The organism is Spirillospora sp. CA-294931 (assembly GCF_050946795.1).
GTDB lineage: Bacteria > Actinomycetota > Actinomycetes > Streptosporangiales > Streptosporangiaceae > Spirillospora.
In genome coordinates this window covers 2,061,245-2,076,568 of record NZ_CP192006.1, presented here as the reverse complement: position 1 = coordinate 2,076,568, position 15,324 = coordinate 2,061,245, and the positions used below count along the sequence as shown (strand labels likewise).

The window sequence follows — 15,324 nt, the reverse complement described above, 5'->3', positions numbered from 1 at the left end:
GTCAACTCCAAACGGGGTTACGAGACCGCCGGGGCGCAGTTCTTGTCCGCCAGCGCCACGGTCGGAGCGGGACGAGAGGACGGAGCGGCCCGGCTGGGCAGGCCAAGTGCGCCGTGGCACAGGTGCACGTTGTCCGGCGGCACCGGCGTGGGGCCCAGGGCCGGCGGCTGCGGCGCCGGGATCTTCATCCGCTCGGCGAGCTTGGAGCTGAGAATTCGCGCGGCCTCATACGACTGGCCACCGCAACATTCGTTGTATTTACCGTGCAGGGAAACCGAGAACGCCGCGATGATGAGATCCCACGCCGACAGCGGATCGGGCGCGTCGCACACCGGGTCGCCTTCGATACAGAAATCAAACGTCCGCGCCTGCATGTCCGCCGGATAGGGATCGGTCAGCGCACCGAGAATTCCCTTTCCCTTTCGCGTGACGACCTGCCCACCGGGGGTCACCGTAATGGCGTGCGCGGTGTGCCCCAGGTTCACCGGGTCCGACAGCAGCACCACGCCCCGCACGACCCGGCGCTCCACCTCGGGGATCGCCCGCAGGGTCAGATCGGTGACCTGCGCGCCCTGGGAGTAGCCGACGATGCCGACATTCGTCCCGGGGCACCGGCTGATGATCCGCCGCAACGCCAGGCGCAGGATCCAGACCCCGTCCCGCAGCGACGGCGGGTAGGTCTTGAGCCCCACCGGGTTCGCCGGATAGGGCAGCGAGTACGTCTTGACCTGGCCGGGCTCCTGAGGAAGCTTGGCCACCGTCTGCTGGACGTAGTTCCCGACCGTCCCGGACATCCCCAGCGGATCGCTCATGCCCTGCCCGCTGCCGCGCAACCCGATGATCAGGTAGGGGGCGCACTCGATCCGCTTGGTCGCCGCCACCGGCTCGGCCGCCACGACCGGCTCCGAGGCCGCCTGGCTCCCCGAGACCACCAGGACCGACGACACCACGACGACCCCCGCAAGCAAGGCCCGCATGCCCACCCCCATTTCGCCCCGGAACCGGGACCGATAAAGCCATTTACCACTTCAAGCCGATCAGCATGATGACCTACCAAGCAGAAGGTCACAACCTCTCGGACTCCATTACCTCCCGCCCCCGCAGCCAAATGTCACAACACCCTCACCACCGGTGACGAATTCTCGCCGAAACGGCCCCCGTCATCCGATGACGCCAAAGACGCGACGTCTTTAATTTCGGTTGACGACAGAAAGGCAAAGTTTTCTTTACCTACCACCGAGAACTCAGCCGGACACACATATCAGCGGCCGCGGCATCACCGATGTCCGCTTCTGCACTTCGCACTTATCAAAACTCGCCGACCTCCGGACCGAGATCACACCTCGGCCCCGCGGCCACCTCGACCTCACCCCGAAGCCAGCCGTGCTTGGCCGCCGCGCGGGGTCCAGTTCGAAGCCCGGGCCGTAGCGTGGAAAGAGGTGCGGACGCCCGGCTGATCAAGTAGTATCGAACATATGTTCACCAAGAGGCACTGAACCGGGCCGAGCTCTCACCGGAAGGCGGACCAGCGATGACGACCACTCCCGACGTCCTTCCAGCCCCCGTCCGAGCGATCGTGAGCGCCCAGGCGCGCCGCCGTCCCGTCAGCCTGGTCACCACCGACGCCGACGGCTCCCCCCGCGCCTGCCTCCCGGCCGACGGAGACCTCCGCGTCCTCGACGACCACCACCTCCGCGTGGCCCTCTGGCCGACGAGCCCCACCGCCCTCAACCTCGAACGCGGCGCCCCCGTCCTGCTCATCGCCAGCGCCCCGCCGGACGTCTACCTCATCCACGCCAAGGCCCGCCACCTGCCCAACGCCGCCATGATCTGGTCCCACTACGAGCTGACCATCACCTCAGCCCACCGAGCCGACCAGGGCACCCAACCCCGACTCGACCTGGACGACACCGAAATCCTCACCCCCCACCACCCCACCAACCACAACCTCTACCGCCGCCCGGCAACCCCGACCCGAACCGCCTCCTGACCCACCGCCCGGCAGTGTCCTTGCTCCGCTGCCGGACGGCGTCGGATCAGAGGAGGCCGGACTGGACGAGCCAGGCTTTGGCCACCGATTGGACGCGGTCCTTGTTGATGGCTATGCGGGTGTTCATGTAGAGCAGGTCTTCGGTGGTCAGCTTGGCCGAGATGGCGTTCAGGGCCGTGCTCGCCGCGGGGGTGACGTCGGCCCGGTTGATGAGCGGGGTGATGTTCTGGGCGCTGAAGAGGTGCTGGGGGTCCTCCAGGACGAGCAGGTTGTTGACGCGGATCGCCGGGTCGGTGGTGAAGATCGTCGCCGCCTGAAGGGAGTCCTTGGTCAGCAGGGTGGTCATGGTGCCGAAGTCCTCGTGGCGGAAGGGCTGGAAGTCCCTGAAGGTGATCTGGTAGCGGGCGCGCAGGCCGATCAGGCCCTGGTGCCGGGTCTGGAATTCCGGGGCGCCGCCGAGGACGTACTCATCGGCGACGTCGCGCAGGTCGGCGATCGTGCGTATCCCCGCCGCCTTGGCGGTCTTGCGGGTGACGACGATCGCGTCCTTGTTCTCGGCGCGCGCGGAGTCGAGGACCTCCAGACCGGAGGGGAGCTTGCGGCGGAGACGGTCGTTGACGCGTTTGGTCGTCTTGGGATCCGCGCCCGCCAGGTCGAGTGCGTCCAGGTGGGACGCCAGCGCGCCGTTGTACTCGGGCATGACGTCCACGTCGCCGGACGTGACGAGCGGGTAGTAGTCCTCGCGTGAGCCGATGTTCGAGCGGCGGGTGACGCGCAGCCCCTTGCTCTGGAGCGCCTGCGCGTAGATCTCGCTCAGGAGCTGGCTTTCGGGGAAGTTCGCCGAGCCGACGGTCAGCGTCGGGGGCGGGGTGGCGGCGGCCGGGCCGGGGCGCTGTGCGGGGGACGGCCAGAGCCACGCGCCGAGACCGGCGGCCAGCACCGTGGCGAGAGCCAGGGTGGTGGTGATCACCAGGATCCGGGGCCGTCGCCAGACGCGCGCGGCCCTGACGAGGCGGTCGTGTTCCGTTGGGGGTCGTTCCGGTGGTTCGGCTGCGTCCTGGTCGCGTCGGGTCTCGTCCTCGACCGCCTGTCGCTCGGTGTCGTAGCCGAGGAGGCGCAGCAGGATCTCGTCGGCGGCGGGACGGCGCGCGGGGACGTCCTGGAGACAGGGTTCGACCACCCGGCCGAGCCAGGCGGGCAGGTCGGGCAGGTTCCGCTCGACCGCGAGCCGGCGGTTGAAGGCGTTCGGGGCGACGCCGGTCTCGAACGCGCGCGGACCGAGCGCGGCGAAGACCATCGTGACGGCCCAGCTCCAGATGTCGGCGGCGGTGCCGATCTCGACGCGGTCGGCCTGCTCGGGGGCCATGTAGCGGGGCGTGCCCGCGCCGTTGGCGGCACCGGCGCCGAGGGCGACCGCCACGCCGAAGTCCACCACCCGGGGGCCGTCGGCGGCCAGCAAGACGTTGTGCGGCTTGAAGTCGCGGTGCACGATCCCGGCGGCGTGCGTGGCGGCCAGCGCGGTGATCGTGCCGACCGCCAGCCGCTCCAGCTCGATGCCGGTCAGCGGGCCGCCGTCCTCGACCACGTTCAGCAGCGAGGGACCGTCGACGTACTCGCTGACGATGTAGGCGCGCCGGTCGGCCACCCCGGCGTCCAGCACGCGGGCCGTGCAGAACCGGGCAACCTCCTGGACCAGCCCGATCTCGGCGAACGAGCCCGCGTCCACCTCCCCGGCCAGCAACTTCAACGCCACCCGGCGGTGTCCGGAGTCGGAGAGCTCGGCCAGGTAGACCACACCCTGGCCGCCCTCCCCGATTCGCCGGACCAGCCGATACCCCGCGACCACGCGGGGGTCTTCCGGACGGAGCGACTCGGCATCCATCGCGTGTCCCCTTTCGCGGGCCGCATGGTCCCGCTCAGGTCAGCCTTCCACCGCGCTCGGCCGGCCTCGCCGTAGAACTGCACGGAACCGAGCCGCTCTTGCGGACTTGGTTGCCGGGCGGATGCGCGGAGTGGTGGGGAGTGGCATGGACGCCGCGTCTAGGGTCAGGTGATTTCCAGGTTGGCCATCATTCCCATGTCCTCGTGCTCGGCGTTGTGGCAGTGGAAGAGGTAGCGGCCTCGGTAGCCGTCGAAGCGGGTGATGATCTCCGCGGCCTCGCCCGGGCGCAGGGAGATGGTGTCCTTGAGGCCCGCGTCGTGCGGCAGTGGCGCGCGACCGCCGCGTGAGAGGACCTGGAAGCCGACCAGGTGCAGGTGGACGGGGTGGTGGACGTCGGCGACCAGGCGCCACACCTCGATGTCGCCGAGGCGGGTGGTGACGTCGGTGCGGGCGGGGTCGAACGGGAGCCCGTTGATCAGCCAGCCGTGGCCGCCGCGCATCCGCCCGGCGCGGAAGGAGAACTCGCGCACCTCGGCGGCGTCCCGCCGTTGCCAGGTGGGCAGGTCTCTGGCCAGGACGCGCGGGACGCGGCTCTCGTCGGCGGCCTTGCGGGCGACCCGGAAGGCCATCACGTCGCGGGTGCGTCCGGAGCCGAGCCGGTTGACGATCCTGACGCGGGCGCCGACCGGGACGTCCGAGAAGTCCAGGATCAGGTCGTGGCGTTCGGCCGGTGCGGTCGGCAGGGACGCGTGGGTGACGGGGGACGCGAGCAGGCCCTGGTCGGCGCCGATCTGGACGAGGTCGAGCCGGCGGCCGTCGTCGGTGATCGCCTGGAGTTCGTAGTGCCGGGCGTTGGAGGCGTTCAGGACGCGCAGCCGGTACCGGGCGGCGTCGACCTCGTGCACCGGCCAGGGGGCGCCGTTGACCAGGATCACGTCGCCGAGCACGCCGCCGAGGAAGGGTCCGCGAACGCCCGGGCGCAGCCGCAGGGTGGGGTCGAGGGCGGGGTAGGCGAACCGGCCGTCGGCCTCGAACGCGCGGTCGGTGATCATCAGGGGGAGCTCGCGCCGTCCGGCGGGGAGGCCGAGCGAGTCCTCGGCGTCGTCGCGGACGATGTGCAGCCCGGCCAGGCCGCACCAGATCGCGGGGGCGGTGAAGTCCATCCGGTGGTCGTGGTACCAGAGCAGGGCCGCCCGCTGGTCCAGGGGGAACGTGTAGTCCCGCGTCAGCCTGGTCTGCACGGCGCGTGGGTCGTGCATGACGTGGCCGCCGTGCGACCAGCGTTCCGGCAGGACGAGGTCGGTCGGGTATCCGTCGGACTCGGCGGGGGTCCGTCCGCCGTGCAAGTGCACGACGGTCGGCACGGGCAGTTCGTTGCGATGCCGCACGGTGATCGGCCGTCCCCGGCGCGACTCGATCGTCGGGCCGGGGAAGGTGCCCCCGTAGGTCCAGAGCGGTGTTCGGACACCGGGCAGGATCTCCGCGGTCGTCTCGCGCTGGGTGATCTCGTAGCGGCCGTTGACCGGCGCCAGCACGGACGGGATCGGCAACGGCACCTGGAAAGCGGGCGGCAGGGGCACGGCGCTGCGCAGTTCGGCCCCGGTGTACGACGGGCGCCGGGACATCGCGGCCGTGGCCGACAGGCCCGTGGCCGCCATCGCGCCGAGCGCCGCGCCGATGCCGAGCACCCGGCGCCTGGTCACCGGCGGCGTCACGGGAGGGGCCGCCAGACGGCGATGAACAGCACCACGAGCCCGGCGACGGTCAGCACGCCCAGCGGAAGGTGGAGCCACAGCGCGCCGCCCATCCCGGCCAGGTACTGCACGGTCTCGGCCGCCACCACGGCGGCCGTGGCGAGGAACGGCCAGGCCAGCCGCAGCCGGGCCCAGACCGCGATCGCCGCGACGACCTGCGCGTAGCCGAGGAGGCTGACAACGTTCGCGCCGGTCTCGTGCCAGCGCAGCGCGTCGTAGTCGCCGCTGAGGTACACGCCGGCGAACACCGGCTGACCGATGATCGCGACCACATGCGCGCTGACGACGGCCCGGAACACCGTTGGAGTGACCATGACGCGAAGCTATGTTGCTGAAGCTATCTTGTCTAAGATCAATATTGCTATGCCGTTATGACCCGGGGAGCATGAGATGGATCTGAACTCGCTGGCGCAGTTCCTGGTGGTGGCGCGGCTGGAGCATCTCAGCCGCGCGGCCGAGGAGCTCCGGGTGGCCCAGCCGTCGCTCAGCCGCACCATCGCCCGGCTGGAGGACGAACTCGGCACGCCCCTGTTCGACCGGGCCGGACGGCTCCGGCTGAACGACGCGGGGAAGCTGTTCCGCGGCTACGCCGAACGCTGCCTGGGCGAGCTCGACGCGGGGCGCCGGGCCGTCGCCGAGGCGACCGGCCAGGGGCTCGGCACCGTCCGGCTGGCGTCGGAGACCTTCCTCACCCTCACCGGGCCGCTCGCGGCGTTCAAGCGCGCGCACCCGTCCGTCGAGGTCGAGCTCCACCAGATGCGGGCCGCGGAGATGGCGCGCCGCCTGAACTCCCAGGACATCGACCTTTGCGTCGCCTCACAGCCGATCCCGCTGACGGGGCTGGACTCCGTCCAGTTGCTGGACGAGGCGGTGTGGGTGGCCACACCGCCCGACCATCCGCTGGCGGGACGCGCGTCGGTGAGCGTCGGCGACCTGGCCGACCTGCCCTTCATCACGTCCCGCACGGGGCACTGGCAGCGCCGCGTCCTCGACCGTCTCTTCGCCGGGCGCGACCTCGCACCGAAGATCATCTGCGAGACCGACGAGCCCGGCGCCATCGTGGAGCTGATCAGCACCGGCCTGGGCGTCGGTCTCATCCCCACCATCGCCCGCCGGGCCGCCACCACCATGCCGGTCGCCTGGATCGCCGTCGACAGCCCCGAATCGCGCCGCGTCCTCACCCTGCACTGGGGCGCCGGCGCCTATCTCCCGGCCGCCGCCCAGCTGATGCGCACCACCCTCACCAACTGGTCATGGTGATCCGGCACGGCCGGCCTTGAGCGCGATCGCGGTGGTGACGGCGCGCCGGGCCTGGTGGCGGGCGGCCTCCAGGATCACGTCACCGGGCGGGCCGTCCCCGGCCACGTGGGACGTGCCGTAGGGGTTGCCCGCGGCGAAGTGGACGGGGTCGGTGTACCCGGGAGGCACGATGATGCCGCCCCAGTGGTAGAAGGTGTTCGACAGCGCCAGGATGGTGGACTCCTGCCCGCCATGGGCGGAGTTGCTGGAGGTGAAGGCCGAGTACACCTTGTCGGCGAGGCCGCCCGCGCGTCCCAGGGAGCCGGTGTTCTCGATGAACGCCCTCAGCTGGCTGGCCGGGTTGCCGTAACGGGTGGGGGTGCCGAACAGCACCACGTCCGCCCAGGCCAGATCGTCGACGGCCGCCTCGACGACCTCGGCGGCGTCCTGGAGATGGCGCTCGCGCGCCGGGGTGCCGTCCAGCGAGTCGGGCACCGTCGGTTCGGCGACCTTGCGGAGCCGGACGACCGCACCCGCCTTCTCCGCCCCTTCGGCGGCGGCTCGCGCCAGCGTGTACACGCTCCCGGTGGCGCTGTAGTAGATGATCGCGGCATTCACGGATTCCACGGCGGGTTCCCTTCGTCGTCGGGTTCACCGATACGACGAGGCATCCGCCCGGATTGTGAGGCCGCGGCGTCACGCCGCGCAGAACTCGTTGCCTTCGGGGTCGAGCATGAGCCACCAGTGGCCCACGGGCCCCTGGTCGTGCTCGCGGACGCGGGTCGCGCCCAGCTTCTCCAGCCGGGCCACCAGCTCGTCCAGTCCCCCGGGCTCGCTGTGGACGTCGATGTGCAGGCGGTTCTTGACGGACTTGCCCTCGGGGACGTCCTGGAACAGCAGCCGCCGCCCCTGGCCGACCCCGCTGGTCGCGTCGAACGGGTCGTCGGGATGGCGGATCGCCGCGTAGCCGCGGAAGTTCTTGCGGCCGCGATGCTCGGTCACCGCCTCCGCGCCGAGCTGACCGGCCGCCAGGAGCCGCTCGATCAGCTCGGTGTGATCCTCCACCTCGTATTCCAGGGCCGCGGCCCAGAAGTCCGCGAGGACGGGCGCGTCGGCGCTGTCGATGACCAGCTTCCAGTCGTGTGCCATGCCACCAGTTATAGGCCGGGCCGCGCGGGATCCCCGCGACGACGCGCGTGGCCCGGCACGTCGAATACACCGGGACGGGCCGCCGCGACGTCCGGCGCGACGACGGCGCCGTCCCGGTGCACCGTGACCCGGATGAGGACCGCATCCGGGCCAGGCTGGAGCACGTCACACACCGGCGGGCGGAGCGTCGAGATCCTTGTCCTCCCCGCCGCCGGCGTTCGGTGATCAGTCGAGGCCGTCGTCCAGAGCCCGGGTCAGGACGCCGGTGTCACCGGACATCTCCCAGACCATGGCTCCCAGGAGGCCCTTGGAGCGCAGCCAGGCGGTCTTCTTGCCGATCGACCAGGCGTCGTCGAAGGTCCACCACTGCCCGTTCTCGCCGGTGTAGCAGGACGTGGCGACCGCCTGTTCGTCGTGCGTGACGGTGCAGTTCGGGACGCTGGCGATCAGGTTGCTGTAGCCGCGCGTCCCGGCCTCCTCCTGGAACTGGCCCGGTGCCGCTCCCTTGGCGTTCTGCCACTCGCCCTTCTTGCCGCCGTCGGTCACCTGTTGCCAGCCCCGCCCGTAATAGGCCAGGCCGATGGTTATCTTCCGGGGACTGACCCCCGCCTTGAGGTACTCGTTCACCGCGTTCTCGGTGCTGAAGTGGAACGGGTACGGATCGTCGGTGTCGGTGTAGAGGTTGCCCTGGTGGCCGGTGCGGTTCGGCTCCCAGGAGTTGTCGCTGCCCGCGCCGTGGAAGTCGTAGCCCTGGACGTTGAAGATGTCGAGGGTCTTGCCGATCTCGGCGAGGTCCCAGCCCGCGGCGATCTTGGCCGGGTCGGCCGGGGTGAACGCGGTGAGCTGGTAGCGCTTGCCGGTCTCGGTGGTCAGCGCGTCGAGCTGGCGCCGGAACTCGGCGATGAGCAGGGTGTTGTTGGCCTTGTCGTTCGGGCTGACATGGTTGCCCGCGTGGCCCTCGGCGCCGGGCCACTCCCAGTCGAGGTCGATGCCGTCGAAGATCCCGGCGCCCGTGCCCGGGCCGCCCGCGCCGTTGTAGACCGGCAGGTTGCCCTTGATGTAGATGTCGATGCACGAGGAGACGAACTTCTTGCGGGCGGCGTCGGTGGCGGCCACGTCCGAGAAGTACTTGGAGTACGTCCAGCCGCCGAGCGAGATCAGCACCTTCAGGTGCGGGTGCTTGGCCTTGAGCTTCTTGAGCTGGTTGAAGTTGCCGCGCAGCTTCTCCCAGCCGGTGTCGCCGACGCCGTCCACCGACTGGCCCGCGCTCATCGGACGGCCGTAGTCGGCGTCGGCGTCGCCCGCCCCGTCGCCCTGGTTGGGGTCCTGCGGGTTGGGGGTCGTGCCCTTGGTGACGCCCTGGAGGCAGGTCAGCTGGGTCGGGTGGATGTTGCCGAACGCGTAGTTGATGTGGGTCAGCTTGGCGGCGTTGCCCGTGGTGTCGAGGTTGCGCACGAAGTACTGGCGCCCGTAGATGCCCCACTGGACGAAGTAGCCGACGCGCGCGTGGCCGCTGACGATGTCGTCGGTGCTCGCCTTGACCACCGGGGACGCCGCCGAGAGGTTGTCGTAGAGGTCGCGGGCGCGGACGGCGAAGGAGTAGGCCGTGGACGGCGCCAGCCCCGCGACGCGCGCGGTCGTGCCGGTGACCGTCGTGGCGACCTTCCCGTCCAGCAGGACGTCGTAGTTCGCCACTCCGGAGTTGTCGGTCGAGGCGTTCCACGCGAGCGTGACGCTGGAGGAGTCCCGGGCCGTGCTGCGCAGGCCGCTCGGGACGGACGGCGCCTGGGTGTCGTCGGCCGGGTCGTTGGTCCTGACCGTGACCGGCGCGCTGGCCGGTGAGAGCGTGCCCTTGCGGTCCTTGGCCTTCACGGTGAACGTGTACTCGGTGTTGGGCGTGAGGCCCGTGAGGGTGGCCTCGGTCGCCGTCACCGTGGCCGCGACCGTGGTGCCGTTGTGCACCTCGTACGCGGTGACGGGCAGGCTTCCGGGTGTGGAGGCGGTCCACGAGAGCGTGACGGTCTTGGTCGTCTTCGCGGCGACCTTGAGGCCGGTGGGCGCGCCCGGCGGCGCGTCCGCGGTGCCGTCGCAGTTGGCGTCGGTGATGCGGCAGCCCGTGGGCTCGGCCGCCCGGCTGAGGCTGAAGGCCGGGCTGTAGGGCTCGGTGTTCCCGCCCGCGCGGACGGTGTTGATGTAGTAGGCGGGCGTGAGCGTCACCCGCGTCCCGCTCTGGGACAGGGTGGCGTTCTGGGCGTTGCTCGCCGTCACGCCCGCGGGGAGGTCGAAGGTCAGCGTCCAGCCGGTGACGGCGGCGGTGCCGGGGTTGCTGACCACGTACTTGGCGGCGGTGCCGGAGAGGCTGAAGGACGCCCTCAGCTCCCCGGCCGCCCAGGCGGGCGCCGTGGTGAGGGCGGTGACGACGATGAGGGCGAGCAGGGTGCCTATCAATCGGCGCATGCCGAGCACCTACTTCCTGGTGGGACCGACGATCGTCAGCATCTGGGTGATCTGGGCCGTTCTGGAGCGGGCGACGCTCTCGGCCAGGCGGCGGGTCCACGGGTCCTCGCCGCCGCGGACCTCCATCCTGGCCACCTGGACGGCGTCGTCCTGGTGGGCGATCAGGAGGTTGAGGAACGCGCGCTCGAAGCGGGCGGGCGGGGTGGCCTCGAGGGTGCGAAGCTCGGCCTCGGTGGTCTGGGGCATGCCGCCGTGGCCCGCGTGGGTGTGGGCGGGCGCGGTGGGCGGGCGGTGCCAGCCGCGCAGGCGGCCGGCCATGGTCTTCAGCTCGGCGAGCTGGGTGGTCTCGATCGCGGCGGCCAGCGTCGCCGCCTCCGGGCGGACGTCGTGGCGGCGGGCCAGGCGCGCCAGGCGCACCCCCTGGTCGTGATGGGGGACCATCATCTGCAGGAACATCACGTCGGTGGCGTTGAAGCCGCGCCCGCCCCGGGCGGGGCCGGCCGAACCGGCCCCGCACTGGACGAACAGCAGAAGGACACACGCGCCGATCAGGGCCAGTGCGCCGTACTTCATGGTGATCAGATCTTCCGCCAGAGCGACGCGGCGTTCTCCGGCTCCCAGCCGGCGAGCGAGGTGTGGGCCTGGACGCATTCGTAGGTCGCGCCGTTGTGGCTGGCCCGGTCGCCCGCGGTGTAGGCCTTGCCCGTCGTCCACGAGCCGCTCGGGGCGGGGGTGCTCGGCGGGGTCGAGGGCGGCGGAGTGGTGGTGGGCGGCGGGGTGGGCTCGTTGGCGCCGCCGAAGTCGACGTCGGAGCAGGTGTAGAACGCCTCCTGGCTGCCGACGACCCGCTGCCAGATCGAGTAGATCACGTGCCGTCCGGTGCGGGCGGGGATGTTCAGCGTCCACTTGGTGAAGGTGGTCGGGTTCTGGGCGTTGAAGGTCTGCAGGTGCACCAGGTCCGACCAGCGCAGCGGCTGCGAGGGGTCCCAGCCCTGGCGGGTGATGTAGTACTCGAAGTTGCTCCGGGAGTGGGGGGCGGTCGCGTGGTAGGTGACGGTGAGCGGACCGGCGGCGATGCGCTTGGCGGGCCAGTCGGTGCGCCGCAGGTCCAGGCCGCGGTACTTGGCGCGTCCGGCGCCGCACAGCTGCCCGTCGGGGATGATCTCGCGGTGCCGGCCGCCCGCGTCCAGGAGTGACACCTCGTTCCAGTCGTAGAAGGCCTGCGTCCCGGCGGCGGCGACGGCGGCCTTGCAGGCGTCGGACTTCGGGTTCTCCGGGCCCTCGTTCTTGCAGACGTAGACGCGGCTGGGCGGGTCGGACAGGGTGCCGTGCGCGGACGCGGGCGACGAGGGGGCCAGCACTGCGAGCAGCGTGGCGGGGGGCAGGATGATCGCCGCCGCGGCTTTCGAACGGGGATGGCGCATGGGGGGTCCTTTCAGGGGAGGGCGTTGAGGAAGGGCTCGTGGTTGTTCATGAAGTCCCAGGCGTAGTAGCGGTCCCAGTTGATGGACCACGTCATCAGCCCGCGCAGGCTGGGCGACGTCCCGCCGCGCAGGGTGTACGAGCCGCACCCCTGCCCCTTGACCAGGCAGTTGAGCGCCTGGTGCACCTGGGCGGGCGGCGTGTGGCCGTTCCCCGCGCTGACGGCCGCGGGCAGCCCGAACGCGATCTGCTCGGGCCGCAGGCCGGGGAAGGTGTGGCCGGTGTTGGCGACCTTGAACCCGGCCTTCACCATGTCCGTCATCGCGATGTGGAAGCCGGCGCCGCCCATGGTGTGGTACTGGCCGTCCAGGCCCATCACCGGGCCGGAGTTGTAGTCCTGGACGTGCAGGACGGTCAGGTCGTCCCGCATCGCGTGGATCACCGGCAGGTACGCGCCGGTGCGGTTGTCGCCCCCGCCCGCGCCGCCGTAGAACTGGTGGCCGACCTGGACGAAGAAGGTCTCGGGCGCCATCGTCAGCACGAACTTCGCGCCGTACCTGGCCTTGAGCGTCTTCAGCGCCGAGATCAGGTTGACGATCACTGGGGTGGTGGGATTGCGGAAGTCGGTGTCACCGGCGTTGAGCGCCAGCGAGTGGCCCTCGAAGTCGACGTCGAGGCCGTCCAGCCCGTACCGGTCGATGATCGCCGAGACCGATCGGACGAACGCGTCGCGGGCGCCCGCCGTGGTGAGCTGGACCTGGCCGTTCTGTCCGCCGATGGAGATCAGGACCTTCTTGCCCTGGGCCTGCTTGGCGCGGATCGCCGCGACGAAGTCGGCCTCGCTCTCGACGCCCGGGCACTCGCTGGCCGGGCAGCGGTCGAAGCGGATGTCCCCGGACGTCGCCGAGGTCGGCTCCCCGAACGCGAGGTTGATGATGTCCCACGCGGCCGGGACGTCGGCCATCCGCACGTAGCCGGAGCCGTTGGCGAAGCTGGCGTGCAGGTACCCGATCAGCGCGTGCTTGGGAAGCCCGGAGTTCGTGCAGCCTCCCGTCGTCGCGCTCACGGGTTCGGACTTGGCCGACTCGCCCACGTCGTTGTAGGCCGCGACCGTGTAGGCGTGCGTGCTGCAGGCGGCCAGGCCCGACAGGGTGGCGCTCGTCCCGGTGACGGTCGCCCGCACGGTGGAGCCCTCGTAGACCCGGTAACCGGTGACGGTTCCGGAGGCCGCGCCCCACGTCAGCGCGATCGAGTTATCGCTAACGGTTCCCAGTCCGACGCCTCCGGGCGTGCCCGGCACGCCCGGCTGGGGGTTGCCGGGGCCGTCCAGCTCGACGTCGTCCGCGTGGTAGGCACCGGCGCCGTACCAGCCGTGCAGGTAGACCTGCGCGGACGTCTGGTCGGCGGCGGTGGTGAACGGGACCGTCAGCCTGGTGAAGGACGAGGCCGACGGCGTCCAGGTGGAGGGGCCGCCGGTCACGCCCAGGTAGACGTGGCTGCCGCGCACCCAGGCCGACAGCGTGTAGGTGGTGCCCGGCCGGACGCCCACCGTCTGCGCGCACCTGGCGTTGTCGCCCGCGGTGACGCCACCGGCCAGCCCGTACGACCCCAGCCGCGCGGACGAGGCCGCGACCGCCCCCGCCGGGCACGACCAGCCCGCGAGGGTGCCGGTCTCGAAGCCGCCGTTGGCCAGCACGTTCTCCGCGTGCGCCGGAGCGGTCTTGAGCCCGATCAGCAGACCGGCGAGCACGACCGCCAGAACCCAGATCTTCCTCATGGCGACTCCTACGGAAGGGTGTCGAGGTGGGGGCCGACGGTCCTGGCGAAGCCGTTGCCGTTGGTGACGTCCCAGTTGATCGACCAGGTCATGGCCCCGCGGATGTCGGGGTAGGTGCGCGACGGCTTGAAGGAGCCGCACCCGGTGCCCTTGGCCAGGCAGTCGAGCGCCGCGTTGACCGAGGAGGGCGACACGACGCCGCCGCCCGCCGCGCCCGGTCCGGCGGGCAGGCCGAGCGCCACCTGGTCGGGCCGCAGGCCGTTCTCCAGCTGGATGCACGCCAGCGCGGTCATGAAGTCGACCGAGCCCTGGCCGTAGACCTTCTGGTCGCAGCCGAGCATCGCGCCGGAGTTGTAGTACTGCATGTGGACGACCGTGAGCAGGTCCTTGATCTTCAGCGCGAGCTGGAAGTAGGACCCGCCGGTGGACTGCATGTCGATGGTCTGCGGGGCCATGGTGATGATGAGGTCGCCGCTCACCTTGCCGCGCAGCTCGCGCAGGGCCCGCTCCATGTAGGTCGGGTTGAGGCCGTTCTCCAGGTCGATGTCGACGCCCTCGAACCCGTACTGCGTCATCAGCGCGTGGACGGAGGTGGCGAACGCGGTCGCCGAGGCCGCGGAGTCCACCCGGATCGCGCCGCGCTCGCCGCCGACCGAGAGGATGACCTTCTTGCCCCGGGCCTTGAGCGTGGCGACGTCCGCCTTGAACTGCGCGTCGGTGTAGCCGCCCAGGGACGCCGAGAGTCCCGGATCGACCGCGAAGGCGACCTGGCCCGCGGTGCCGGTCGCCTCGCCGAACGCCACGGCGACCAGGTCGTACTCGCCCGGGACGTCGGCGAGCTTCAGCTCACGCGCCGCGTTGTCGAAGTTGTGCCAGTAGCCGGTGAGGAAGTGCTTGGGCAGCGGGCCGGTCGCGCAGCCGCTCGTCGTGCCGGTGACGGCCTGGCTCGCGGCCGACTCGCCCTCGGCGTTGTACGCCTTGACCGTGTAGCTGTGCGTGGAGCATTTCTCCAGGCCGGAGAGGGTGGCGCTGGTGCCGGTCACGGTCGCCCGCACGGTGGGGCCCTCGTAGACGCGGTAGCCGGTGGGCGTCCCGCTTGCCGCGCTCCACGACAGGGTCAGCGAACCGTCGGACCGTCCCGACACCGTGGGGTTCCCGGGCGCGCCGAGACCGCCCTGGCCGCCCGTGCACGGCGCGCCGTTGAGCGTGCAGTTCAGCGGGCTTCCCGGGCCGGTGCCGACGAACCCGAAGGAGACCGATGCGCCCGGCGCGATCGTGCCGTTGTACTCGCGGTTGCGGAAGGTGTACTTGGGCGGGGACGAGGTCAGCAGCGAGTCCCAGTAGGCCCCGACGGTCGTTCCGGCCGGGAGGTCGAAGGCGACCTGCCACCCGTTGATCGCGGTGGCGGAGCCGTTGGTGAGGGTGAACTTCCCCTCCCAGCCCGAGCCCCAGTCGGCGGTGCGGGCGAAGGCGGCGGTCGGGGTCGCCGCCGCCTGGGCCGTGGCCGGCACGAGCAGCGCGGCCAGGAACGTTGCAAGGACGAGCAGGACGGTACGGGGGCGCATAACACTCCACGGCATGCCTAGAAGACTTCCGGATCCCCCGTGGTCCGAACGCAAATCGATAGGAAGGTTTCCTATAGATTTGAGCGTAC

The 15,324-nt window shown here is 70.9% G+C and carries 13 protein-coding genes; 2 read left to right on the top strand and 11 right to left on the bottom strand.

Going from position 1 to position 15,324, the window contains the following annotated elements:
- Positions 1–17 precede the first annotated feature (17 nt).
- Positions 18–977: a cutinase family protein gene (locus ACQPY4_RS09795; protein WP_433334695.1), complete on the bottom strand. Its 960-nt coding sequence runs from the start codon at positions 975–977 to the stop codon at positions 18–20.
- Positions 978–1,531: 554 nt separating this feature from the next.
- Between ACQPY4_RS09795 and ACQPY4_RS09790 the strand changes: the two genes are divergently transcribed.
- Positions 1,532–1,990 carry a hypothetical protein gene (locus ACQPY4_RS09790; protein ID WP_433334693.1) on the top strand — a complete coding sequence of 153 codons (459 nt, stop codon included), beginning with the start codon at positions 1,532–1,534 and terminating at the stop codon, positions 1,988–1,990.
- A 46-nt stretch (positions 1,991–2,036) separates the two neighbouring features.
- On the opposite strand, the gene ACQPY4_RS09785 is transcribed toward ACQPY4_RS09790, so the two are convergent.
- From ACQPY4_RS09785 to ACQPY4_RS09775, 3 genes are all read right to left on the bottom strand, one after another.
- Entirely contained in the window at positions 2,037–3,872 is a 1,836-nt protein-coding gene (locus ACQPY4_RS09785; RefSeq protein ID WP_433334691.1) for a glycine betaine ABC transporter substrate-binding protein, read from the bottom strand.
- Positions 3,873–4,036: 164 nt separating this feature from the next.
- The gene (locus ACQPY4_RS09780) at positions 4,037–5,575 is read right to left on the bottom strand and encodes a multicopper oxidase family protein (protein ID WP_433334689.1); all 1,539 of its coding nucleotides are present in this window, start codon (positions 5,573–5,575) and stop codon (positions 4,037–4,039) included.
- An 8-nt stretch (positions 5,576–5,583) separates the two neighbouring features.
- A complete protein-coding gene (locus ACQPY4_RS09775; RefSeq protein WP_433334687.1) occupies positions 5,584–5,940 on the bottom strand; it encodes a hypothetical protein in 357 nt (118 codons plus the stop codon).
- Between the two features lie 76 nt (positions 5,941–6,016).
- Here ACQPY4_RS09775 and ACQPY4_RS09770 point away from each other — a divergent pair, with 76 nt between their 5' ends.
- Positions 6,017–6,886 (top strand): LysR family transcriptional regulator, encoded by an 870-nt coding sequence (locus tag ACQPY4_RS09770; protein ID WP_433334685.1) that lies wholly within the window; start codon positions 6,017–6,019, stop codon positions 6,884–6,886.
- Here the strand turns inward: ACQPY4_RS09770 and wrbA are convergent.
- From wrbA to ACQPY4_RS09735, 7 genes are all read right to left on the bottom strand, one after another.
- Positions 6,878–7,492 carry an NAD(P)H:quinone oxidoreductase gene (wrbA, locus tag ACQPY4_RS09765; protein ID WP_433334683.1) on the bottom strand — a complete coding sequence of 205 codons (615 nt, stop codon included), beginning with the start codon at positions 7,490–7,492 and terminating at the stop codon, positions 6,878–6,880. The genes ACQPY4_RS09770 and wrbA overlap by 9 nt on opposite strands.
- A 69-nt stretch (positions 7,493–7,561) precedes the next feature.
- On the bottom strand, positions 7,562–8,014 hold the full coding sequence (locus tag ACQPY4_RS09760) for a VOC family protein (RefSeq protein WP_433334681.1): 453 nt from the start codon (positions 8,012–8,014) through the stop codon (positions 7,562–7,564).
- Positions 8,015–8,239: 225 nt separating this feature from the next.
- Positions 8,240–10,471 carry a glycosyl hydrolase family 18 protein gene (locus ACQPY4_RS09755; RefSeq protein ID WP_433334679.1) on the bottom strand — a complete coding sequence of 744 codons (2,232 nt, stop codon included), beginning with the start codon at positions 10,469–10,471 and terminating at the stop codon, positions 8,240–8,242.
- Between the two features lie 9 nt (positions 10,472–10,480).
- Positions 10,481–11,044, bottom strand: a complete 564-nt coding sequence (locus ACQPY4_RS09750) for a DUF305 domain-containing protein (RefSeq protein WP_433334677.1) — start codon at positions 11,042–11,044, stop codon at positions 10,481–10,483.
- Positions 11,045–11,049: 5 nt separating this feature from the next.
- Positions 11,050–11,895 (bottom strand): lytic polysaccharide monooxygenase, encoded by an 846-nt coding sequence (locus ACQPY4_RS09745; protein WP_433334675.1) that lies wholly within the window; start codon positions 11,893–11,895, stop codon positions 11,050–11,052.
- Positions 11,896–11,906: 11 nt separating this feature from the next.
- The gene (locus ACQPY4_RS09740; RefSeq protein WP_433334672.1) at positions 11,907–13,670 is read right to left on the bottom strand and encodes a chitinase; all 1,764 of its coding nucleotides are present in this window, start codon (positions 13,668–13,670) and stop codon (positions 11,907–11,909) included.
- A gap of 8 nt (positions 13,671–13,678) precedes the next feature.
- The gene (locus ACQPY4_RS09735) at positions 13,679–15,235 is read right to left on the bottom strand and encodes a chitinase (RefSeq protein WP_433334670.1); all 1,557 of its coding nucleotides are present in this window, start codon (positions 15,233–15,235) and stop codon (positions 13,679–13,681) included.
- Positions 15,236–15,324: the final 89 nt, after the last annotated feature.